This window comes from Pseudomonas sp. CFII64, from assembly GCF_000416235.1.
Classification (GTDB): Bacteria; Pseudomonadota; Gammaproteobacteria; order Pseudomonadales; family Pseudomonadaceae; genus Aquipseudomonas.
Genome location: NZ_ATLO01000044.1, coordinates 44,487 through 64,880 on the forward strand (window position 1 = coordinate 44,487; position 20,394 = coordinate 64,880).

20 protein-coding genes are annotated in these 20,394 nt (G+C 59.1%); 6 read left to right on the plus strand and 14 right to left on the minus strand.

The window, feature by feature from the left end:
• The first annotated feature begins 53 nt into the window (after positions 1 to 53).
• From CFII64_RS20770 to recR, 3 genes are all read left to right on the plus strand, one after another.
• Positions 54 to 380: a YbaB/EbfC family nucleoid-associated protein gene (locus tag CFII64_RS20770; protein WP_020292807.1), complete on the plus strand. Its 327-nt coding sequence runs from the start codon at positions 54 to 56 to the stop codon at positions 378 to 380.
• A 157-nt stretch (positions 381 to 537) separates the two neighbouring features.
• Entirely contained in the window at positions 538 to 1,572 is a 1,035-nt protein-coding gene (locus CFII64_RS20775) for an NADP-dependent oxidoreductase (RefSeq protein ID WP_020292808.1), read from the plus strand.
• Positions 1,573 to 1,635: 63 nt separating this feature from the next.
• Positions 1,636 to 2,238 (plus strand): recombination mediator RecR, encoded by a 603-nt coding sequence (recR, locus tag CFII64_RS20780; protein ID WP_020292809.1) that lies wholly within the window; start codon positions 1,636 to 1,638, stop codon positions 2,236 to 2,238.
• An 80-nt stretch (positions 2,239 to 2,318) separates the two neighbouring features.
• Here the strand turns inward: recR and CFII64_RS20785 are convergent, their stop codons facing one another.
• The gene (locus tag CFII64_RS20785; protein ID WP_020292810.1) at positions 2,319 to 2,864 is read right to left on the minus strand and encodes an adenine phosphoribosyltransferase; all 546 of its coding nucleotides are present in this window, start codon (positions 2,862 to 2,864) and stop codon (positions 2,319 to 2,321) included.
• 78 nt (positions 2,865 to 2,942) lie between these two features.
• Entirely contained in the window at positions 2,943 to 3,677 is a 735-nt protein-coding gene (fnr, locus tag CFII64_RS20790) for a fumarate/nitrate reduction transcriptional regulator Fnr (protein ID WP_020292811.1), read from the minus strand.
• A 154-nt stretch (positions 3,678 to 3,831) separates the two neighbouring features.
• Between fnr and CFII64_RS20795 the strand changes: the two genes are divergently transcribed.
• Positions 3,832 to 4,299 carry a hypothetical protein gene (locus tag CFII64_RS20795; protein WP_020292812.1) on the plus strand — a complete coding sequence of 156 codons (468 nt, stop codon included), beginning with the start codon at positions 3,832 to 3,834 and terminating at the stop codon, positions 4,297 to 4,299.
• 37 nt (positions 4,300 to 4,336) lie between these two features.
• On the opposite strand, the gene hemN is transcribed toward CFII64_RS20795, so the two are convergent.
• The 6 genes from hemN to ccoG all read right to left on the minus strand — a co-directional run bounded on the left by hemN (position 4,337) and on the right by ccoG (position 11,317).
• A complete protein-coding gene (gene hemN, locus CFII64_RS20800) occupies positions 4,337 to 5,719 on the minus strand; it encodes an oxygen-independent coproporphyrinogen III oxidase (protein WP_020292813.1) in 1,383 nt (460 codons plus the stop codon).
• A 73-nt stretch (positions 5,720 to 5,792) separates the two neighbouring features.
• Positions 5,793 to 6,476 carry a sulfite exporter TauE/SafE family protein gene (locus CFII64_RS20805; RefSeq protein ID WP_020292814.1) on the minus strand — a complete coding sequence of 228 codons (684 nt, stop codon included), beginning with the start codon at positions 6,474 to 6,476 and terminating at the stop codon, positions 5,793 to 5,795.
• Positions 6,477 to 6,602: 126 nt separating this feature from the next.
• A complete protein-coding gene (ccoS, locus tag CFII64_RS20810) occupies positions 6,603 to 6,818 on the minus strand; it encodes a cbb3-type cytochrome oxidase assembly protein CcoS (protein ID WP_020292815.1) in 216 nt (71 codons plus the stop codon).
• A gap of 25 nt (positions 6,819 to 6,843) precedes the next feature.
• Positions 6,844 to 9,291, minus strand: coding sequence for a heavy metal translocating P-type ATPase (locus tag CFII64_RS20815; RefSeq protein WP_044901593.1), 2,448 nt, complete (start codon positions 9,289 to 9,291; stop codon positions 6,844 to 6,846).
• 33 nt (positions 9,292 to 9,324) lie between these two features.
• A complete protein-coding gene (locus tag CFII64_RS20820) occupies positions 9,325 to 9,864 on the minus strand; it encodes a FixH family protein (RefSeq protein WP_020292817.1) in 540 nt (179 codons plus the stop codon).
• Positions 9,865 to 9,901: 37 nt separating this feature from the next.
• Positions 9,902 to 11,317, minus strand: a complete 1,416-nt coding sequence (gene ccoG, locus CFII64_RS20825) for a cytochrome c oxidase accessory protein CcoG (RefSeq protein WP_020292818.1) — start codon at positions 11,315 to 11,317, stop codon at positions 9,902 to 9,904.
• Between the two features lie 443 nt (positions 11,318 to 11,760).
• Between ccoG and CFII64_RS20830 the strand changes: the two genes are divergently transcribed.
• Positions 11,761 to 12,765, plus strand: coding sequence for a metallophosphoesterase (locus tag CFII64_RS20830; RefSeq protein ID WP_020292819.1), 1,005 nt, complete (start codon positions 11,761 to 11,763; stop codon positions 12,763 to 12,765).
• A 79-nt stretch (positions 12,766 to 12,844) separates the two neighbouring features.
• Here CFII64_RS20830 and ccoP read toward each other — a convergent pair whose 3' ends face one another.
• The 4 genes from ccoP to ccoN are packed head-to-tail and all read right to left on the minus strand — an operon-like array spanning position 12,845 to position 16,060.
• Positions 12,845 to 13,822 carry a cytochrome-c oxidase, cbb3-type subunit III gene (gene ccoP, locus CFII64_RS20835; protein WP_020292820.1) on the minus strand — a complete coding sequence of 326 codons (978 nt, stop codon included), beginning with the start codon at positions 13,820 to 13,822 and terminating at the stop codon, positions 12,845 to 12,847.
• Positions 13,819 to 14,007 (minus strand): CcoQ/FixQ family Cbb3-type cytochrome c oxidase assembly chaperone, encoded by a 189-nt coding sequence (locus CFII64_RS20840; RefSeq protein WP_020292821.1) that lies wholly within the window; start codon positions 14,005 to 14,007, stop codon positions 13,819 to 13,821. Before CFII64_RS20840 ends, ccoP begins: the two co-directional genes overlap by 4 nt.
• A 5-nt stretch (positions 14,008 to 14,012) precedes the next feature.
• Positions 14,013 to 14,621 (minus strand): cytochrome-c oxidase, cbb3-type subunit II, encoded by a 609-nt coding sequence (gene ccoO / locus CFII64_RS20845; protein ID WP_020292822.1) that lies wholly within the window; start codon positions 14,619 to 14,621, stop codon positions 14,013 to 14,015.
• A complete protein-coding gene (gene ccoN / locus CFII64_RS20850; protein ID WP_020292823.1) occupies positions 14,621 to 16,060 on the minus strand; it encodes a cytochrome-c oxidase, cbb3-type subunit I in 1,440 nt (479 codons plus the stop codon). The genes ccoO and ccoN overlap by 1 nt, the downstream gene beginning before the upstream one ends.
• 90 nt (positions 16,061 to 16,150) lie before the next feature.
• On the opposite strand from ccoN, the gene CFII64_RS20855 reads away from it, so the two are divergent.
• Positions 16,151 to 16,843 (plus strand): alpha/beta family hydrolase, encoded by a 693-nt coding sequence (locus tag CFII64_RS20855; protein WP_020292824.1) that lies wholly within the window; start codon positions 16,151 to 16,153, stop codon positions 16,841 to 16,843.
• 1 nt (position 16,844) lies between these two features.
• On the opposite strand, the gene CFII64_RS20860 is transcribed toward CFII64_RS20855, so the two are convergent.
• Entirely contained in the window at positions 16,845 to 17,303 is a 459-nt protein-coding gene (locus CFII64_RS20860) for a hypothetical protein (RefSeq protein ID WP_020292825.1), read from the minus strand.
• Between the two features lie 107 nt (positions 17,304 to 17,410).
• The gene (locus CFII64_RS20865; protein WP_052026650.1) at positions 17,411 to 20,362 is read right to left on the minus strand and encodes a hypothetical protein; all 2,952 of its coding nucleotides are present in this window, start codon (positions 20,360 to 20,362) and stop codon (positions 17,411 to 17,413) included.
• Positions 20,363 to 20,394 lie beyond the last annotated feature (32 nt).

Genomic DNA, 20,394 nt, shown 5'->3' on the forward strand with positions numbered 1-20,394 from the left:
GCGCCCAACTGTGCCGCGTCAGATAACTACATCGATTTGCGAGGAGATATCCCATGATGAAAGGTGGCATGGCCGGCCTGATGAAGCAGGCACAGCAGATGCAGGAAAAAATGGCCAAGATGCAGGAAGAATTGGCCAACGCCGAAGTGACCGGCCAATCAGGCGCAGGCCTGGTGAGCGTGGTGATGACCGGTCGCCATGACGTCAAGCGCATCAATCTGGATGACAGCCTGATGCAGGAAGACAAGGAAGTACTGGAAGACCTGATCGCCGCCGCCGTCAACGACGCGGTGCGCAAGATCGAACAGGCCAGCCAGGAAAAAACCGCAGGCATGACGGCTGGCATGCAATTGCCGCCAGGCATGAAACTGCCGTTCTGATTGAACCCGCGTGTCGAAAATGCCAGGCCCAGTGCCTGGCATTTTTGTTTCTGCGTGACGTGTAACGGGCTGGCGCAGGCTAATCCGACCGAACGCTGGCCCTGCACGACGGTCTGCTCTGCATACCCGTGGAAATCATCACCAAGGAATCCCTGCGATGACCCAAGAATTAATCCTCAATCAGCGCATCGTGCTGGCCTCGCGTCCGAACGGTGCGCCAACCCCGGAAAACTTTCGTCTTGAGCGTGAAGCACTGCCCGATCTGGAAGACGGTCAGGTGCAACTGCGCACACTTTATCTGTCGCTGGATCCGTACATGCGCGGCCGCATGAGCGACGCGCCGTCCTACGCCGATCCGGTGGAAATCGACGCCGTCATGGAAGGTGGCGCGGTGAGCGTGGTCGAGCAGTCGCGTAATCCTGACTTCAAGCCGGGCGACCTGGTGGTCGGTCAGACCGGCTGGCAGACCCACAGCATCAGTGACGGCACGTTGCTGCAATCGGTGCCCAAAGGCCTGCCCAGTGAATCGATGGCGGTGGGCGTGCTGGGCATGCCCGGCATGACCGCGTACATGGGGCTGATGGACATCGGCAAGCCCAAAGCCGGGGAAACCCTGGTGGTGGCAGCGGCGTCCGGCGCAGTGGGTTCCGTGGTGGGGCAGGTGGCCAGGTTGCAGGGTTTGCGGGTCGTGGGGGTCGCAGGCGGTGCCGAGAAGTGCCGCTATGTCGTCGATGAGCTGGGTTTCGACGCCTGTATCGATCACAAGAGCGAGCATTTTGCCGAAGAACTCAAGCAAGCCTGCGGCAACGGTATCGATATTTACTTCGAACTGGTCGGCGGCAAAGTCTTTGATGCGGTATTGCCGCTGCTCAATCCGCGAGCGCGCATTCCTCTGTGCGGCGTGATTGCCCAGTACAACGCGCAAGGCGTTTCGGAAGGTGAGAATAAGCTTCCGTTGCTGATGCGCACGCTGCTGACCAAGCGCGCGCTGATGCAGGGCTTTATCGTCTATGAAGCCTATGGCCATCGCCGTGACGAGTTCATCACCGAAATGCTGCCGCTGGTGACTGACGGCAAGGTGAAGTTTCGCGAGGATGTGGTGGAAGGTCTGGAGCAGGCTCCGGAGGCCTTCATCGGTTTGCTCGAAGGGCGCAACTTCGGCAAGTTGGTGATCAAGGTTTCCAACGCGTGAATTGACGCTGCCTACAGGGCGCGGGTATAAACCGCGTCTTGTGTTTTTGTCGGACCTTTCCTCATGAGCTTCAGCCCACTGATTCGCCAGTTGATCGACGCCTTGCGCACCTTGCCGGGTGTCGGCCAGAAGACCGCGCAACGTATGGCGCTGCAACTGCTTGAGCGCGACCGCAGCGGAGGCTCGCGTCTGGCGCTGGCATTGAGCCAGGCGATGGAAGGCGTCGGCCATTGCCGGTTGTGCCGTACGCTCACCGAAGACGACCTCTGCCCGCAATGCGCCGACGTGCGTCGCGACGATACGCTGCTGTGCGTGGTCGAAGGCCCGATGGACGTGTATGCGGTGGAGCAGACGGGCTTTCGCGGACGCTATTTCGTGCTCAAGGGCCACCTTTCGCCGCTCGACGGCCTGGGGCCGGAAGCCATCGGCATTCCGCAATTGCTGACGCGCATCACCGAGCAAGGCACCTTCACCGAAGTCATCCTGGCCACCAACCCCACAGTGGAAGGTGAAGCCACGGCGCATTACATCGCGCAGCTGCTTGCCAACAAGGGCCTGATCACCTCCCGCATCGCCCATGGCGTACCGCTGGGTGGCGAGCTGGAGCTGGTGGACGGCGGCACGTTGGCGCATTCGTTTGCGGGGCGTAAGCCGATAGCGTTGTAGTTCGCCTGGTATCCGTTGGAGCGAGGCTTGCCCGCGAAGGCGTGTTCGCGGGCAAGCCTCGCTCCAATGGTATGACCTCGTTACTCGGCCAAACCAAACTCGGTCAGGCAGAACGTCGGGATCTGCATGGCTTGCAGGCGTTGTGAGCCGCCCAGTTCAGGCAGGTCGATAATCGCTGCGGCTTCATGGATTTCGGCACCCATGCGGCGGATCAGGTTGGCTGCCGCTATCAAGGTGCCGCCAGTCGCGATCAGGTCATCGAACATCACCACTGAATCGCCTTCACACAGGCTGTCTGCGTGAACTTCCAGGTACGCCTGGCCGTATTCGGTCTGGTACGCCTCGGACAAGACGTCGGCAGGCAGCTTGCCTTGCTTGCGGAACAGGATCAACGGTTTGTTGAGCTCGTAGGCGATGATCGAGCCGATCAGAAAGCCCCGGGCATCCATCGCGCCGATGTGCGTGAAGTCGGCGTCGATGTAGCGCTGGACGAAGCTGTCCATGATCAGGCGCGTGGCCTTGGGCGACTGGAACAGCGGGGTAATGTCCCGAAAGATGACGCCTGGCTTGGGAAAGTCCACAACCGGGCGGATCAGGGATTTGAAGTTGAATTCGTCGACAGTCATAAAAGGTGATCCAGGGCAGGGGTGAATAGCGCGTCTAGTCTATCGCCGCGCGCTCTGGATCGCACTCTTGCAACCTGTTCAGCTTTCGATAGCGCCGCCAGCCAGCGCGCACAGCTGGATCGGATCGAGAATCCGGATTTCCTTGCCTTCGGCCGCAATCAGTTCGTTCTGCTGGAAGCGCGTGAACACCCGGGACACGGTTTCCACCGCCAGGCCCAGGTGATTGCCGATTTCGTTACGCGACATGCTCAGGCGGAACTGGTTGGCCGAGAAACCCCGTGCGCGGAAGCGGGCGGACAGGTTGACGAGGAACGTCGCGATGCGTTCATCGGCGGTTTTCTTCGACAACAGCAGCATCATTTGCTGATCGTCGCGAATCTCCCGGCTCATGACCCGCATCAACTGGCGACGCAGCTGCGGCAACTGCACCGACAGTTCATCCAGGCGTTCGAACGGAATTTCACAGACGGATGTGGTTTCCAGCGCTTGTGCCGATACCGGGTAAGCCTCTGAATCCATGCCCGACATGCCCACCAGTTCGCTGGGCAGATGGAAGCCGGTCAGTTGTTCTTCACCGCCGTCGCTGATACTGAACGTCTTCAGCGCGCCGGAGCGTACGGCGTATACCGAGACAAAGGTGTCGCCCTGACGGAACAGGAACTCACCTTTTTTCAACGGGCGGCCACGCTTGACGATTTGGTCAAGCGCGTCCATGTCTTCGAGGTTCAAGGAAAGTGGCAGGCAAAGGGGCGCCAGGCTACAATCCTTGCAGTGAGCCTGGGTATGAGCACGCAACTTGACTGGCTCGGACATTGGTTTAATCCTTGTGGGAAAACACACATAAGTTATAAGGGTAACTCAGTGGCAGCGCATCCGGCCAGCGCCATTACAAGGCCTGGCATCAAGCTTTGGCTGATCGGGCCGATAGTTCTGGGATCATTGGCATTCCGATCAGGGGTTTACACTCATGTGGTCACCAACACTTACCGCCATCAGCAACGCGTTTATCAGCGCCAATAAGCCTGCGAAAACCAGCGCCAGCGAACCGGCTGCCGACACCCCGACCAAAACCAGCGATAGCGTGCAAGTCACCTTGTCCGCAGCGGGTCAGGCCCGAGCGGCTCTGACGCGTTCCGCCAATCCCGACATCGCCGAAAGCGGTCTGCCGGATTCAGTGCAGAAAATCCTTACCGCCGTGCGCGAATCCCAGAAAGGCATGGACCGGCTGGAGAAAGAGTTGCAGGCCGCCATGAAGGACAAGTACCTGACTCCGGACATGCGTCAGGCCAAAGTCTCGGCCCTGCAAACGGTGTCGGCGATTTACCAGCGGCAGATCAGCAACACCACGTCGGATTTGTCGGCGGTCATGAGCAAGCTCAAGCTCGGTTCGGCTGACAAAATGAAAGCCAGCATGCTGGTCCTGGCCAAGATGTAGCTCCCTGCCTGTCGCTGGCAATCGTGCAGGCATCCGCTCAGATCACCCGTGAAAAGCGCTGGCGATTCTGCTGCGAAAGATGCGCGTCAAACACCATGCACACCGACCGCACCAACAGGCGCCCGGCAGGCATGACCCGAATGCCTTCGGCGTTCAGCTCGATCAAGCCGTCGGTGGCCATGGTCGCCAACTCGGGCCACAGCTCGCTGAAGTAAGCGCGGAAATCAATCGCGAATTCGGTTTCGATATCGGCGAAGTCCAGGCTGAAATGGCAGATCAACTGCTGAATCACCGCCCGGCGCACGCGATCGTCTTCTGTGCAGATCAGCCCGCGTTTGGTGGCCAGTTGATCGCTGGCCAACAGGTTCTGATAATCGCTGAGGTCGCTGCTGTTCTGGCTGTACAGATCACCGATCTGGCTGATGGCGGATACGCCCAGGCCAATCAAGTCGCAATGGCCATGGGTGGTGTAACCCTGAAAGTTGCGTTGCAGGGTCAATTCTTCCTGGGCCACCGCGAGCTCGTCATCGGGCAGGGCAAAGTGGTCCATGCCGATATACCGGTAACCAGCCTTGGTCAGCTGCCCGATGGTTTGCTCAAGCATCCGCAACTTGTTTTCCGGTGACGGCAGGTCGGCGGCTTCGATACGGCGCTGCGGCATGAAGCGTTCCGGCAGGTGCGCGTAGTTGAATACCGATAGCCTGTCCGGCAGCAGGCCGATGACTTCGTCGACGGTGTGGGCGAAGGCATCAGGGGTTTGCTTGGGCAGGCCGTAGATCAGGTCGATATTCACCGAACGAAATTGCAGGGTGCGCGCCGCTTCGATGATGGCCTGGGTTTCTTCCAGGGTTTGCATGCGATTGACGGCGCGCTGAACCTGCGGATCAAGGTCTTGCAGGCCAAGGCTGACCCGATTGAAGCCGAGCTCGCGCAACAGGCCCATGGTCGACCAGTCGGCCTCGCGCGGGTCGATTTCGATGCCGTAGTCGCCCGAGTCGTCGTCCAGCAGATTGAAATGCTTGCGCAGCTGGGCCATCAACTGGCGCAGCTCGTCATGGCTGAGGAACGTCGGCGTGCCGCCACCCAAATGCAGTTGCTCCACCACCTGACCCGGATCCAGGTGGCAGGCGATCATCTGGATCTCGTGCTCAAGGCGCTGCATGTAGGCCTGAGCCCGGCCGCGATCCTTGGTGATGACTTTGTTGCAGGCGCAGTAATAACAGATGTTGGCGCAGAACGGGATGTGGACGTAGAGCGACAAGGGGCGCATGGCCTTGCGGCTGTCGCGCAGGGCGTGGAGCAGGTCGAACGCTCCCACTTGTGTTTGAAATTGCACGGCTGTGGGGTAGGACGTGTAGCGCGGCCCCGCCAGGTCGTAGCGGCGAATCAGATCAGAATCCCATTGAATTGCGTCGAGCATGCGGGCGTTCCCCGAATAGACTGGCAGTGCCGGTCAGTCTAGGGAAGGCAACTCATTTTGGTGTTGATGTGGGTCAATGCCCCATTAGCCAATGTTGGTGTGGGCCAGGCAAAGTCCAGATACCGAACAGAATGACCAACACACCACCGGCCATGCGCACCCCGCGCTTGCGCAGCAAGGCCGTCATTCGTTCGGCAGCCAGGCCTGTCGCCAGCAGCACCGGCCAGGTTCCCAAGCCGAATGCCAGCATCAACAGCGCACTGTCCAGCGCATTGCCCTGGCTGGCTGACCATAACAACGTGCTGTAGACCAATCCGCACGGCAACCAGCCCCAGAGCGCGCCCAGCAACATTGCCCTGGGCAGGCTCGACACGGGCAGCAGTTTGCTCGCAACCGGCTGAATGTGTCGCCACAGGCCGCGACCGAGGCTTTCAATGCGCGTCAGGCCACTCCACCAGCCGGCGAGGTACAAACCCATGGCAATCAACAGCAGCGCGGCGATGACACGCAGCACCATGGCAGCGGGACTGTTGGCCACCGCCCAGCCGGCCATGCCGATCAGCAGCCCGGCAGTGGCGTAACTCAGGATGCGGCCCAGGTTATAGGCCAACAGCAACTGGAAGCGTCGGCTGCGTTGCTCTTTGGGAATCGCCAGGGTCAGCGCGCCCATCAAGCCGCCACACATGCCCAGACAATGCCCGCCGCCCAGCAGGCCGAGGATGACCGCCGAAACGAGGAGCGGGGCGAGGTCAGTCATGCGCGGGCAAAGCCGGTTAAACCCGTTGGAGCGAGGCTTGCCCGCGAAGAGGCCGGTTCATTCAATGCATATACGTGGGTCGCACTATCGCCTTCGCGGGCAAGCCTCGCTCCAACAGGACTCATATCAAACATGCGGTTGATCCTTGGCCTGCTGCTGTCCCTTATGCGCCGCCTCGTCCACCGCCGCCTGATGATTCGGATCCTGGTCGTCGAACAGGATGCTGTGGGCCGGGCTGTCGAGGTCGTCGTACTGGCCGCTGTCCACGGCCCAGAAGAAAATGTAGATGGCGATGGCGACGATGAGCAGTGCCGCCGGGATCATGATGTAGAGCGCTGGCATAAAGCCTCCGAAGCCGGTCGCCGGTTCATGTCGGCAACGGACGGGTAATGGCAACCGCTGGCGTCTGAACGCCTGGCATTCGCGTGAGGCGCAAGGCATTGAGCACCACGGTCAACGAACTGACCGACATGCCGATAGCCGCCCAGACTGGCGTGATCCAGCCCAGCGCCGCGAACGGCAACATGAGGCCATTGTACAACCCGGCCCACAACAGATTCTCGATGATTACCCGGCGGGTACGGCGCGCCAGACTAAAGGCGTGGACCAGCGCCTGCAAACGATTGGACAGCAACACCGCATCGGCGCTGGTTTTTGCCAGATCGGTGGCCGAACCCATGGCGACACTGATATCGGCGGCAGCCAGCACCGGTACGTCGTTGACGCCATCGCCCAGCATCAACACCTTGCGGCCCTGGCTGTGCAACTGCTGCAACACCGCCAGTTTGTCGTCCGGACGTAAGCCGCCCTGCGCTTCGTCGATGCCCAGTTCCGCTGCGACCCTGGCGACCATCGGCGAGCTGTCCCCCGACAACAACAGCGTCTTCCAGCCACGGGCCTTGCAGGCCTGCAACAATTCGAAAGCATCGTCGCGCAAGCGGTCATCAAGGATGAACCAGGCCAGCGGCCCGTTACTGTCGCCCAGCAACAAATGCTGGCCTGCATCATCGGGCATCAGTGGAATTGCGCTGGTGCTGAGGGTGCAGACAAATTCGGGCTGACCAATGCGCAGCCGCTGTCCGCCAACCACACCTTCGAGCCCCAATCCCGGCTGGCTATGCACCTCTTCCGCCGCGACCGGTGCGCGCCCGAATGCTCGGGCGATGGGATGTTCGGAGCGATTTTCCAGGGCTGCGGCCAGGCTCAGGCATGTGTCCGCATCCAGCTTGGCCAGGGTTTTGATGCTGCGTAATACCAGGCGGCCTTCGGTGAGGGTTCCGGTCTTGTCGAAAATGACCGTATCAATCTGATTCAAGCCTTCCAGCACATGGCCACGGGTCAGCAACAGACCGAGTTTATGCAGCGTGCCAGTGGCTGCGGTCAGCGCCGTCGGGGTCGCCAGTGACAGGGCGCACGGGCACGTGGCGACCAACATGGCGAGGACGATCCAGAACGCCCGGGACGGATCGATTTGCCACCAGAGCAAGCCGATGGCTGCCGCCAGAATCAGCGAAATCAACAGGAACCATTGCGCCGCGCGGTCAGCGATTTCCGCCAGGCGCGGTTTGTCTGCCTGGGCTCGTTCCAGCAGGCGGACGATGGCTGACAGGCGCGTGTCATGCCCCAGCGCCAACACTTCAACGGTCAAGGCACCTTCAACGTTCAGCGTGCCGGCAGTGACCGCATCGCCGGATTGCCGAGGCTGCGGCAGGTATTCGCCGGTCAGCAATGACTCATCGACGCTGGACTGTCCTTCGACAATGCGGCCATCTGCCGGCAGCACCGAACCGGGATGCACCAGCACGTGATCACCCAAGCGCAATTCACTGAGCAGGATGCGTTCGCTTTGGCCGTCAGCCGTCAGACGCAGGCACGAGGCGGGCAGCAGGTTGACCAGTTGCGCCGTCGCGGCGGCGGTGCGTTCCCGCGCCCGGCGTTCCAGATAGCGACCCGTCAGCAGGAACAGCGCAAACATGCCAACCGCGTCGAAATACAATTCGCCATTGCCGGTGATCGCGGTCCAGATGCCGGCGATGTAAGCACTGCCAATGGCCAGCGATACCGAGACGTCCATGGTCAGATGCCGGGTGCGCAGGTCACGCATGGCGCCGCGAAAAAACGGTGCACAGCTGTAGAACACAATCGGCGTGGTCAGGAACAGCGCGACCCAGCGCAGGATGGTGTGCATCTCGGGGCTGAGATCGATGTTGAATTCCGGCCAGGTGGCCATGGTTGCCATCATCGCCTGGAACCACAGCAGGCCGGCGACCCCCAGTTGGCGCAAGGCCAGGCGATTCTCGCTGGCCAGTTGCTCGGCCGCGCGATCAGCCTGATACGGATGAGCGACGTAGCCGATATGCCGCAGTTCACTGAGTACCTGGCTCAAAGGCAACTGGCTGTCGGCCCAGCGCACATGCAAGCGATGATTGGACAGGTTCAGACGCGCCTCGGCCACCGCCGGCAGGCTGCGCAGGTGTTTTTCGATCAACCAGCCGCATGCCGCGCAGCTGATGCCTTCCATCAATAACGTGGTTTCCGACAGCTCGCCGTCATGGCGAACGAAGGGCGCCTGCACGTCGGGACGGTCATACAGCGCCAGTTCGTCGACCAGCTGCACCGGCAAGGTTTCGGGGTTGGCCGAGGCTTCACTGCGGTGGCTGTAATAACTTTCCAGACCGCCCGCGACAATGGCTTCGGCCACGGCCTGACAGCCAGGACAGCACATCTCCCGCGATTGCCCGAGCACGACAGCGGTAAAACGGCTACCGGCCGGGACGGGCAGGGCGCAGTGGTAGCAGGGGGTTGGTTGAGTCATCCCTCGCTCCAGCGGGTTCTCGCCACTCTCAAGTCAATTCTTCAAATCTTCAGCGCCTTGAATCGGCTCGTCGCCCAAGGCCAGGTCCTTGTCGTGGCTGACTTGTTCCTCTTCGAACAGGCGCCAGGTCTGGCCGTCCTGCACACCCAGCAGTTCCACGAAGCGACGGCCTTCGACCTTGTCGCTCAACTGGCCGATGTAGCGTCCGGCATCCGAAGGGCTGCGGGTCAGGATGATCTTGCGATCCTTTTCCGGCTGGGTCGGTGAAATCAGGTTCAGTTCGACGGTTTGCGGCTGGCTGTCGCCGCTCAGGCGCAACTCGGCTTCGCCGGTCAGTTCATCCAGGTGCACGCTGGCGCGCAGCTTGAGGGTCTGGGCCAGCAACTCGCGGTTGAGGGAGCGATTGATGCCTTTGCCGGCCTCGTAGTAGTTGTCGTTGACCAGATTGTCCGGGTTGTTCACGGCAATGGTCACCATGGACAAGGTCAAAGTCACCGAGCACGCCAGGATCGCAATGATGATCCATGGCCAGATGTGCTTGTACCAGGGGCTTGAAGCAGTTGCGACAGACATGGCTGACTCTCTATTGATACTTCGCTATTAACTGGTTTTAACGTACTTGCGGGCCAATGAAGCGGCTCTTGGTTTCAGCGTGGGTGCCGCCGTTATCGGCGTCCTGAAGGATGAAGGTGACCTCGTTGGTGCTCGACGGCAGCTTCTCGGGGGCGCTCGACAATTCCACCGGCATGGTGAAGATGTCACCTGCCGCGACCTTGAATTCACGACGCCCTTGCAGCTTCAGATCCGGCAGGCCGGTGGCATCGAGAATGTAGGTGTGGTCGACCTGATCCTTGTTCATGACTTTAAGGCTGTAGACGTTCTCGATCCGACCTTCAGCGTTTTCCCGGTACAACACGCGGTCCTTGCTGACATCGAAGCCCACCAGCGAACGCATGAAGAAGGCTGATGCCAGCAGGCCGATCATCACCAGCAATACCAGCGCATAGCCAATCAGGCGGGGCCGCAGCTTGTTGGTGACCTGGCCGGACAGGTTGTGCTCGGTGGTGTAGCTGATCAAGCCGCGCGGGTAGTTCATCTTGTCCATGATGGTGTCGCAGGCGTCGATACAGGCCGCGCAACCAATGCACTCCACCTGCAGGCCGTCGCGAATGTCGATCCCGGTCGGGCAGACCTGCACGCACATCGTGCAGTCAATGCAATCGCCGAGGCCCTGAGCTTTGTAGTCCGCTTCTTTTTTGCGCGTGCCACGTTTCTCGCCGCGACGTGGGTCGTAGGAGACGATCAGCGTGTCCTTGTCGAACATCACGCTCTGAAAACGCGCGTAAGGGCACATGTAAATGCACACTTGCTCGCGCAGCCATCCGGCGTTGCCGTAGGTGGCGAGGGTGAAGAAACCAATCCAGAAATAGGCCCAGCCATCGGCCTGGCCGGTGAGCAATTCGGCGGTCAGGTCGCGGATCGGCGCGAAGTAGCCGACGAAGGTCAGGCCGGTCACCAGACCGATCAGCAACCACAGCGTGTGCTTGGCCAGTTTGCGCGCGAATTTGTTGGCACTCATCGGTGCCTTGTCGAGCTTGATACGCTGGTTGCGATCACCTTCGGTGACTTTCTCGCACCACATGAAAATCCAGGTCCAGACGCTTTGCGGGCAGGTATAGCCGCACCAGACGCGTCCGGCGTAGACGGTAATGAAGAACAGGCCGAAGGCGCTGATGATCAGAATGCCCGACAGCAGGATGAAATCCTGCGGCCAGAACGTTGCGCCGAAAATGTAAAACTTGCGCTCCGGCAGGTTCCACCACACCGCCTGATGCCCGCCCCAGTTCAGCCACACCGTTCCGAAATAAATCAGGAACAGCAGACCGCCGCCGACCATGCGCAGATTGCGGAACAGGCCGGTGAAGGCACGGGTATAGATTTTTTCGCGCGCAGCATAGAGGTCCACCGTGTTGTTATCGTTTTTCGGTGGCGGCGTGACATTGTGTACGGGAATCTGATTGCTCATCGGTGCATCCCACGGCAGTGGAAAAATGCCTCAGTCAGTACATGCCGACTGTGGTCAGAAGAGTGCTGTTATGGCGTCAATGATACGCCTTCAGACTCGCTGGAAGGGTGCGACCTTTGGCCGCGTTGGGTGGCGACGATTCTTAGTGTAGGCAATTTTGATCGGTGTTGATTCAGATCAAGGAATTGGCCGATTTGTGGCCATTCTTCGTGCCGATCACGGCATTGTCGGAGTGGTCTTGCCGACGCGACAGTGCGGTTGTACCCGTTTGTAAAAAACTTACGGCTATTGACCATTAGTCCGCCAATTAACATCTGACTTCCTACACCATTTGTAGAGCGTTTCGGGTTGGCCTCAATGGTATTCCCGATGCTGTCGATTAAGCTTAAACACGAAATCAATGGATGATTTCGTAACCTCCAAACGTTAAGAAAGGGATTTCAATGAACAGCTCAATTATCAACTGGGTGGCTGTGGCCGCTGTGCTCGCGTCCTTTGTGCCGCTGGCCCAGGCTAACGGACCCACGCCGCTGAACTGGGTATTTACGTCGGACCCGCAGTACCCGTGGACCGAAAAAAGCGACAGCGGGGAAGACGAAAGCAGCGCAACAAGAAACGCTCGCTCAAGACAGCTGATCGAAGCGCAATACGCCAACGTGGCCGACTACCGAAAAGCCCACGGTGGTTCGGCTGCGGTGCCTGTAATGATCAACGGCGACATGACGGCCTACGGTCATGCCTCTGAACGGGATGTGGTATTCCCACTTATCTCAAGCAGACTCGAAGGTGTTTACGATTTTGGCCTGGGCAATCATGACTACGCCAACAATGTGAATGACTGTTTGTTGAACAATTGCGCCGCTGGCAGTGTGCAGGCGTTGATAGACCGGTATTGGACCAAAACCGAAATGGATCTTGCGGCGCGGGACGTCGACGGCGTTCTGACCTATTTCGGCAGCCTTGCCTATTCCAAAGCATTCGGCGATGTTCATGTGGTGCAACTGAACAATGAACCGAGTTACTCGGTTGACTTCACCTCGGGCTCTTTGCTGACGTTCAATCGGCTGGGTTTCAGAATCAATGATGCCTTTGAGTGGCTGGAAAAAGATCTTGCAGCCGCGCGGGCCCAAGGCAAGGTGATCATTGTGAATATGCACAACACCCATGACTGGAAGGGCGACTTTTACGAGCGTGACCGCTTCAGGGCATTGATCGAGCGCTACCGTGTGACCGCCGTTTTTGCCGGCCACCTTCACGAGTCGTTGGGCGCTCACCTGGCCAGGGCAACCTTCGGCACTGTTCCGGTATTCCTCAGTGGCTCGGCCTCGCAGCAGACCTACCTCACCGCCGAGTTTTCAGCTGATTTGCGGTCACTTACCGTCAGCACGGTCACGGGCAATGACTGGCGCAGCAGAGCGGTCGAAGCGGTCATCGATATTCAACGATAGGCCAGGATGGCTGAAATGAAACAGCCCCATCTAATTGCTTGATGGGGCTGTTTCAAATCGCCGAATCGACCGTGAAAGGCTACTTGGCTTCTTCGGTTTTTTCCCCGTGGGAAAGGCTGTAAACGTAAGCGGCCAGCAGGTGAACCTTGTCATTGCCCTGCATCGCTTCCTGAGCAGGCATCTGGCCCTGGCGACCGTAACGGATGGTCTGCTGCAGTTGCGCGAAGCTCGAACCGTAGATGAATGCCCCCGGGTGCGTCAGGTCTGGCGCGCCCATTGCCGGCGTGCCTTTACCCGCCGGGCCGTGGCAAGCCACGCAGTTGGCGGCGAAAATTTTCTGTCCGGCTGCCGAATCGGCTTTCGCGTCTTCCGGCAATTTTCGGCCATCCAGTTGCGTCAGCACATAGGCTGAAACATCACGCACGCCTTGCTCGCCGACCACTTCGCCCCAGGCCGGCATGACCGCATGGCGGCCACCCATGATGGTGGTCTTGATGGTTTCAGGCTCGCCGCCCCAGCGCCAGTCGGCGTCGGTCAGGTTCGGGAAACCGTAGGCGCCCTTGGCATCGGAGCCGTGACACACCGAGCAGTTGGAGGCGAACAGGCGACCGCCCATTTTCAGTGCCTGCGGGTCTTTGGCGACTTCCTCAATCGGCATGGCTGCGAACTTGGCGAAGATCGGTCCGAACCGCGCATCGGAGCGCGCCAGTTCCTTTTCCCATTCATGAACGCCGGTCCAGCCGGACTGGCCATTGGAGAACTCGGTCTTCTTGTCGTTATCCAGGTAGTCGTAACCCGGCAATATGCCTTTCCAGTTGCCCAGCCCCGGATACAGAACCAGATAACCCAGGGCAAAGATGATGGTGGCCACGAACAGCATGAACCACCATTTGGGCAGCGGGTTGTCGTACTCCTCGATGCCATCGAAGGAATGACCAACGGTTTCTTCCGTGGCCTCGCTGCGCTGGCCCTTGCGGGTCGACAGCAACAGCCAGGTCAGGACGAAGATCGTACCCAGGGTGAGGACTGTGACGTACAGACTCCAAAACGTACTCATTTGTTGCTCCTGGAAGCTTGCGCTTGCTCGACGTTCTTGATGGCTTCGGGATCATCCGCGAAGGGCAGCAAGGTCGCGTCTTCAAACTCTGACTTGCGCCGAGGGCTGAACACCCAGAGCGCCAGACCGATAAAGGCCACCATCACCACCAAGGTGCCAAGGCCTCGAATCATCCCGATATCCATCAAGATCACCTTTTGCTTTTGATAATGGTGCCAAGGCCTTGCAGGTAGGCCACCAGTGCGTCCATTTCGGTCTTGCCTTTCACCGCTGCCTGGGCGCCGGCGATATCTTCGTCGGTGTAAGGCGTGCCGAGGGTGCGCAAGACTTCGAGTTTTTTCGCGGTGTCCTTGCCGTCGAGTTTTTTCTCGACCAGGAACGGATAGGCAGGCATTTTCGACTCAGGCACAACGTTGCGCGGGTTGTACAAGTGCGCGCGGTGCCAGTCATCAGAGTAACGCCCGCCAACTCGCGCCAGGTCCGGGCCGGTGCGTTTGGAACCCCACAGGAACGGGTGATCCCAGACGCTTTCCCCGGCAACCGAGTAGTGACCGTAGCGTTCGGTCTCGGCGCGAAACGGACGAATCATCTGCGAGTGGCAGCCGACACAGCCGTTGGCGATATACACATCGCGACCTTCGACTTCCAGCGCGGTACGCGGCTTCATGCCCTCGACCGGCTTGTTGGTTACATCCTGGAAAAACAGCGGCACGATCTGGGTCAGGCCGCCAATGCTGACGGCGATAACCATGAAGAAAGCCAGCAGGCCAATATTCTTCTCGACGACTTCATGCTTCATCAGTGAGCTCCAACGACAGCGATCTGGGCGGCGGCGTCTGCTTCAACCGGGTCGGAAGCACGGACGGTTCGCCATACGTTGTAAGCCATGAACAGCATGCCGCTGGCGAAGAATGTACCGCCCACTGCCCGGACGATGAAACCCGGATGGCTGGCTTGCAAGGCTTCTACGAACGAGTAGGTCAAGGTGCCGTCGTCGTTGATCGCACGCCACATCAAGCCCTGGGTAATGCCGTTGACCCACATCGACGCGATGTACAACACCGTGCCGATGGTGGCGAGCCAGAAGTGCGCGTTGATCAGACCGATGCTGTGCATCTGCGGCCGACCGAAGACTTTCGGGATCATGTGGTACAGCGCGCCGATGGAAATCATCGCCACCCAGCCCAAGGCACCGGCGTGAACGTGACCGATGGTCCAGTCGGTGTAGTGGGACAACGAGTTGACGGTCTTGATGGCCATCATTGGGCCTTCAAAGGTCGACATGCCGTAGAACGCCAGGGACACCACGAGAAAACGCAGGATCGGGTCGGTGCGCAACTTATGCCAGGCGCCCGACAGGGTCATCATGCCGTTGATCATGCCGCCCCAGCTTGGCGCCAGCAGAATCAGTGACATCACCATGCCCAGCGACTGTGCCCAGTCCGGCAGTGCGGTGTAGTGCAAGTGGTGCGGACCGGCCCAGATGTACAGGGTGATCAACGCCCAGAAGTGCACGATGGACAGGCGATAAGAATAGATCGGACGTTCGGCCTGCTTGGGAACGAAGTAGTACATCATCCCCAGAAAGCCCGTGGTCAGGAAAAATCCTACCGCGTTGTGGCCGTACCACCACTGGATCATGGCGTCGGTGGCACCCGAGTAAGCCGAATACGACTTGAACAGGCTGACCGGCAGCGACATGTGGTTGACGATGTGCAGCATCGCGGTGACGACGATGAATGCGCCGTAGAACCAGTTGCCGACGTAGATGTGCTTGGTCTTGCGCTTGACGATGGTGCCGAAGAACACCGCGCCGTAGGTCACCCAGACAATGGCCAGCAAAATGGCAATCGGCCATTCCAGCTCGGCGTATTCCTTGGTGGTCGTATAGCCCAGCGGCAAGGTGATGATTGCGCCGAGAATCACCGCTTGCCAGCCCCAGAAGGTGAAGGCCGCCATGCTGTCGGAGATAAGCCGCGTCTGGCAGGTTCGCTGCACGACGTAATAGGAGGTGCCGAACAAAGCACAGCCACCGAAGGCGAAGATCACCAGGTTGGTGTGCAGCGGGCGCAGGCGTCCAAACGTCGTCCATTCAAGGCCGAGGTTCAAATCAGGCCACACCAGTTGTGAGGCGATGAAGACACCTAATCCCATGCCAAGGATTCCCCAGACCACCGTCATGATGGCGAACTGGCGGACCACCTGATAGTTGTAGGCGGTGCTGTTAGTAGTGTTCATTTAGGTGTATTTCCCATCCAGCTAGGTCGGGGCCAGTACGCGCAGGTTTAGCTCCGGGTTATTGGCAGACTCATCAAAAGCGAGGCAAGCATGAGCAATGGGCAAAATGCCGGTATTGACGAGGATCAATGCGCGCAGCTGGCAAAGGACAATGGCTGGTTATGGAACCGGGCAGAAGGGAACTCAGGCAGCAAAAAAGTGACGCTTATTCTGGCCCACGGCGCCGGTGCGCCCATGGACAGCGCCTTAATGAACGACATGGCTGCGCGCCTTGCAGCACAAGGGATCGAAGTGGTGCGTTTCGAGTTTCCCTATATGGCCCAACGCCGGATTGACGGTCGCAAGCGCCCGCCCAATCAGCAGGCGCTGCTGTTGGAAAGCTGGCGGCAGGTGTATGCCAGCCTGCGACCTCATGTCTCTGGAAGCCTGGCCATTGGCGGCAAATCCATGGGCGGGCGGATGGCAAGTCTGGTTACTGATGAATTAGGCGCTGAGGCGCTGGTCTGTCTGGGCTATCCGTTTTACGCGGTGGGCAAGCCGGAAAAGCCAAGGGTCGCGCATCTGGCTGAACTGCAAACCCCCACCCTGATTGTGCAAGGCGAGCGCGACGCATTGGGTAACCGCGAGACGGTCGAAGGCTATGTGTTATCGAAGTCGATTGAATTGTTGTGGTTGCCTGCCGCCAATCACGATCTCAAGCCGCTGAAAGCGTCCGGCGTTACCTATGAAGAGTGCCTGGCAAATACGGCGCAGCGCATCGGGCAGTTCCTGCTGACTGAGTGATTCAACGGCATTGCAGATCGAATTCGCCGTCGCTGACTTCAAAATCGATCGCGGACATGCCAAAACTGAAAAGCCCTTTTATCTGCTGCCGGGCAATGTCGGCTTTGAGCAGGGTGAACTGGCCAGTCTGCAGGTTGGCGGAGTGATAGACCACGTTGCGTCTGCCAGGACTTTCGTTATAGACAATTTTGATGTGCTCGTTGGCGACCAGATCATAGGTGCCGGCGGGTAAATCCCGGTCGAAGAACAGACCGATACTGGTGCGCTTCTGGCCCACCTTGCCGTCGGCAATAATCTTCCAGATCCAGTGCGTCGGGGCTTCGGCCAATTCAGGCCGAAGCATCAGCCGGGCGCGCAGAGACTTGATAACCATGGGCCGCTGGTTGACGGCAACCGCGAAGTTGCCGGTGCAATTGGCTGGCGGTATGCCGCGTTTGGCAGGCTTTGAAGCGTCGCTCATGATCATGCTCTTGAATCTGGCCGGGGAGCTATTCAATGGAAGGCGCCGCACTTTTCAGGCGACGCCCTGTAGTTTTCAGCACTTGGCTGGCTTGGGCCCGAAATGGATTAACCCGGCGCACGGACCAGTGCGATGGCAAAACAGGTCTTATGGTGCAGCATCTGCAGGGGCTCGCCTGTGACCAGGTTTTTTACGAGATACCACTTAATACCCACCGCAACCAATGCCATCGTTGATGACCAGTAAAAACTATTGCCCATTGGCCACCGGTTACCGTAAGCATTGTGGATTTCGCCCAGTTCCTCAAACGTCGGAAGGCGTCCGCCCTTGGCCCCGGCAGCCGCCTCCATTTGCGAAAGACTGCCACTGTTAAGGCCAAAACAATTGACGACATTGCTCCAGGTGACGGTGTAGCTGCTGGTTTCTCCCGCCGCATCCGTCACGGTAATAGTTGCCGGGCCATTGCCACGAGGCGTGACCAGCCCCGTCTCGTCTACGCGCGCTGGCTCGGTCGCGCTGTATACGTAGGGAGGCTGACCCCCGCTGGCAACCCGCTGCACCGTGGCACCGGCCGGGAACACGGGAAGGATACCGGTAAAGTGCGGCATCAAATAAGCCCGGCCGGTCAAGGTGATGGGTGAAGTGTCAAACACCAGCGGCGTTTTGACCGTCAACTGCAACGGCGCGGAAACCAGCGACGCCGTTGCGCGGGTTACCGTGTAAGTCACCGTCGCGGGGTTGCCGACGTTGGCAGTAATGAAGGATTTCGGAACGTTGAATTGCAACTGCGCTGCGCCGCCCACCAACTGCGGCGCGGTGTCGTGTGCGCTGACGCCTTTCCAGCTGACGAATACGCTGTCCGTGGCCTGCATGTCTCGATAGGCCACTCGAACGGTTGCGCCGGACTCGGGGATTTTTCCGGGGACGACGATACCGTCTGGGCCGACGTTATCCATGAGCGGAGCAGAGAGCTCACTTAGGCTGCCCACCACTTTCAGCAACAGCGAAGGCGAAGTCTGCACGACGCCTGAGGCACGCTGCACGCTGTAAACCACCTCAATGCTCTGGCCGACGTTAGCGGCGATCACCGCACTGGAAAATACCAGGGAAAGCTCTTTGCCCACATCAGCTTCCTGGACGATTTTTTCCTTGCTGTCGCTGGCATTACTGCCCTTGACGTCGATTCGCACCCGATCATTCCGCTTCAGATTCGCACTGGCCTGCACGACCACCGTCGCCCCGTTTGCAGTGTCGGCAAGGTACAGCGTGTCACCCCTAGCTTCCTTGACGTGTGAAACGGGAAGCGGTGTCACGACAGTTTCCTGCACAACAAACGTAAGCCTGTCGGAACGATAAGTCTGGCCGTTGCGCTCAACTTCATACCAGACGTTGACCCGGGCATCGAGGCTGGCGACGACAATACTTTTCAATACCCGGAACAGCACTTCGCGGTTCACCGTACCGCTATTGAGCACCGTATAAGTGCTATACACGCCATCAGGCGTGCGGCCGTCCCAATGCAGAGTGACTTTGTCGCGGATTGTCATCCCGGTGTAAGGCTGAATACGCACAATGGCTTCCGGGCCGATATTCGCTGGATCAAGCACGCCGTCGGCACTGAGGTGATCCACGCTTGGCATGGGTAATGGCACACTGGTGTCCTGGCTCACTCTCAAGTCCAGAACCGGCGATTTGAAGAAAGCCCGGGCGAAGGTGTTGACCGTGTAGTAGACCTGCACCGTTCCTCCGGCCAGCACGCTGACCTTGTCCGGAGGGATACGATATTCCAACGTCTTGCCGATATCGTCACGGTTCAACGTCTTCAGTTCCTCGTGCAACACGTTCGCCCCGCTGGCCGTTTTGCCAGCCCAGACCAGCGTCACGTCATTGCCATCCGCCATGAAGTAATAAGGCGGCACCAGGGCGACGACATTATGCGACGCCGGATCAAGCACACCGTCTTGTGCTGCCGGGACCTTTGGCGCCTGCAACTCCTGAACTTCGCCGACAACCGTCAGCGACAGACTCTTGGAACGCTGCATCACGCCGCTGGCTTTTTCCACCGTATATTTCAGGCGCGCCCGGCCTTGAGTAATCGGCACGAACTGCGCGAACGGTACGAAGAACTCCACGAAACTCGATGGGTTCTCCACCGTCTTGGTGATCACGAACGGCTCCAGCGCCATGCCTTCGGCGGTATTGCGCTCCACGATCAAGGTGATCTGGTCGCTGCCAGCCATTTCCGGATAGGCCAAGACCAACGCCTGAACCGGCTGGCCGGTCAATCGGTCCAGATCCAGCACCAAATCTGGCGCCTGCGGGATAATCACTGCTGGCAAGCTGGAATTGCCTGCTTCCACTTCAACAAAGGTCGGCAGCGACCAGCGCGACCAATTGTTAACGATGTCGCGCACTTCATAGCGCACTTCCAGCATGTCCGAATCGCCGGCCATCTCGATAATCGTCCTCGGCACCGGCACCACCACCGGATGACCGACTTGGTCCTCGGACTCGATGATGTGCAGGACAAACTCACCGTTCCAAGACACGGTGACCTTGTCGCCGACTTCCATGTTCAGGTAGGGCGCAATCGTCACGCTGACCCCGTCCGGCGAAGTGATGATGCCGGGAGGAAAGACCGCAGGCTTGGGTAGGGCTTCGTTTTGGTAGGGACTTTCAGGATCAGGATCGCGCCCGCCGGGGATCGACAGTTTGACGATGACTGAGGTTGATTCGGATGTATCTGGATTGTCCGAAGGGAAAGGGGTGTAGCTGTAATGCACATCCACTGTTCCCGGTAGTACCCACGATGTATCGACATAGAGGGAGAAAACACCATTGGTATTGGGTGCATCAGGGGAGTGAATATAAGAATCCACCGGTTCTTTATTAGGCCCCCAGTACAGATCGATTCGATCTTTCGGGTACATGTCGAGCGGTCCGATCAGTACTTCTAACGGTTTGGTAGGGTCGGCAACATCAACAGCGCCTACACCACTGTCGTTGTGGCTGCGGATGGTCGGTTTTGGCAACGGAGCTATAGCTCTAAATACGTTCATGTATAAATCCTTATTTTTCTAGTGAGGCGGGC

Coding starts and splice junctions, on each gene's coding strand:
- CFII64_RS20770 (WP_020292807.1), top strand. CDS start 54: ATGATGAAAGGTGGCATGGCCGGCCTGATGAAGCAGGCACAGCAGATG.
- CFII64_RS20775 (WP_020292808.1), top strand. CDS start 538: ATGACCCAAGAATTAATCCTCAATCAGCGCATCGTGCTGGCCTCGCGT.
- recR (WP_020292809.1), top strand. CDS start 1,636: ATGAGCTTCAGCCCACTGATTCGCCAGTTGATCGACGCCTTGCGCACC.
- CFII64_RS20785 (WP_020292810.1), bottom strand. CDS start 2,864: ATGACTGTCGACGAATTCAACTTCAAATCCCTGATCCGCCCGGTTGTG.
- fnr (WP_020292811.1), bottom strand. CDS start 3,677: ATGTCCGAGCCAGTCAAGTTGCGTGCTCATACCCAGGCTCACTGCAAG.
- CFII64_RS20795 (WP_020292812.1), top strand. CDS start 3,832: ATGTGGTCACCAACACTTACCGCCATCAGCAACGCGTTTATCAGCGCC.
- hemN (WP_020292813.1), bottom strand. CDS start 5,719: ATGCTCGACGCAATTCAATGGGATTCTGATCTGATTCGCCGCTACGAC.
- CFII64_RS20805 (WP_020292814.1), bottom strand. CDS start 6,476: ATGACTGACCTCGCCCCGCTCCTCGTTTCGGCGGTCATCCTCGGCCTG.
- ccoS (WP_020292815.1), bottom strand. CDS start 6,818: ATGCCAGCGCTCTACATCATGATCCCGGCGGCACTGCTCATCGTCGCC.
- CFII64_RS20815 (WP_044901593.1), bottom strand. CDS start 9,291: ATGACTCAACCAACCCCCTGCTACCACTGCGCCCTGCCCGTCCCGGCC.
- CFII64_RS20820 (WP_020292817.1), bottom strand. CDS start 9,864: ATGTCTGTCGCAACTGCTTCAAGCCCCTGGTACAAGCACATCTGGCCA.
- ccoG (WP_020292818.1), bottom strand. CDS start 11,317: ATGAGCAATCAGATTCCCGTACACAATGTCACGCCGCCACCGAAAAAC.
- CFII64_RS20830 (WP_020292819.1), top strand. CDS start 11,761: ATGAACAGCTCAATTATCAACTGGGTGGCTGTGGCCGCTGTGCTCGCG.
- ccoP (WP_020292820.1), bottom strand. CDS start 13,822: ATGAGTACGTTTTGGAGTCTGTACGTCACAGTCCTCACCCTGGGTACG.
- CFII64_RS20840 (WP_020292821.1), bottom strand. CDS start 14,007: ATGGATATCGGGATGATTCGAGGCCTTGGCACCTTGGTGGTGATGGTG.
- ccoO (WP_020292822.1), bottom strand. CDS start 14,621: ATGAAGCATGAAGTCGTCGAGAAGAATATTGGCCTGCTGGCTTTCTTC.
- ccoN (WP_020292823.1), bottom strand. CDS start 16,060: ATGAACACTACTAACAGCACCGCCTACAACTATCAGGTGGTCCGCCAG.
- CFII64_RS20855 (WP_020292824.1), top strand. CDS start 16,151: ATGAGCAATGGGCAAAATGCCGGTATTGACGAGGATCAATGCGCGCAG.
- CFII64_RS20860 (WP_020292825.1), bottom strand. CDS start 17,303: ATGAGCGACGCTTCAAAGCCTGCCAAACGCGGCATACCGCCAGCCAAT.
- CFII64_RS20865 (WP_052026650.1), bottom strand. CDS start 20,362: ATGAACGTATTTAGAGCTATAGCTCCGTTGCCAAAACCGACCATCCGC.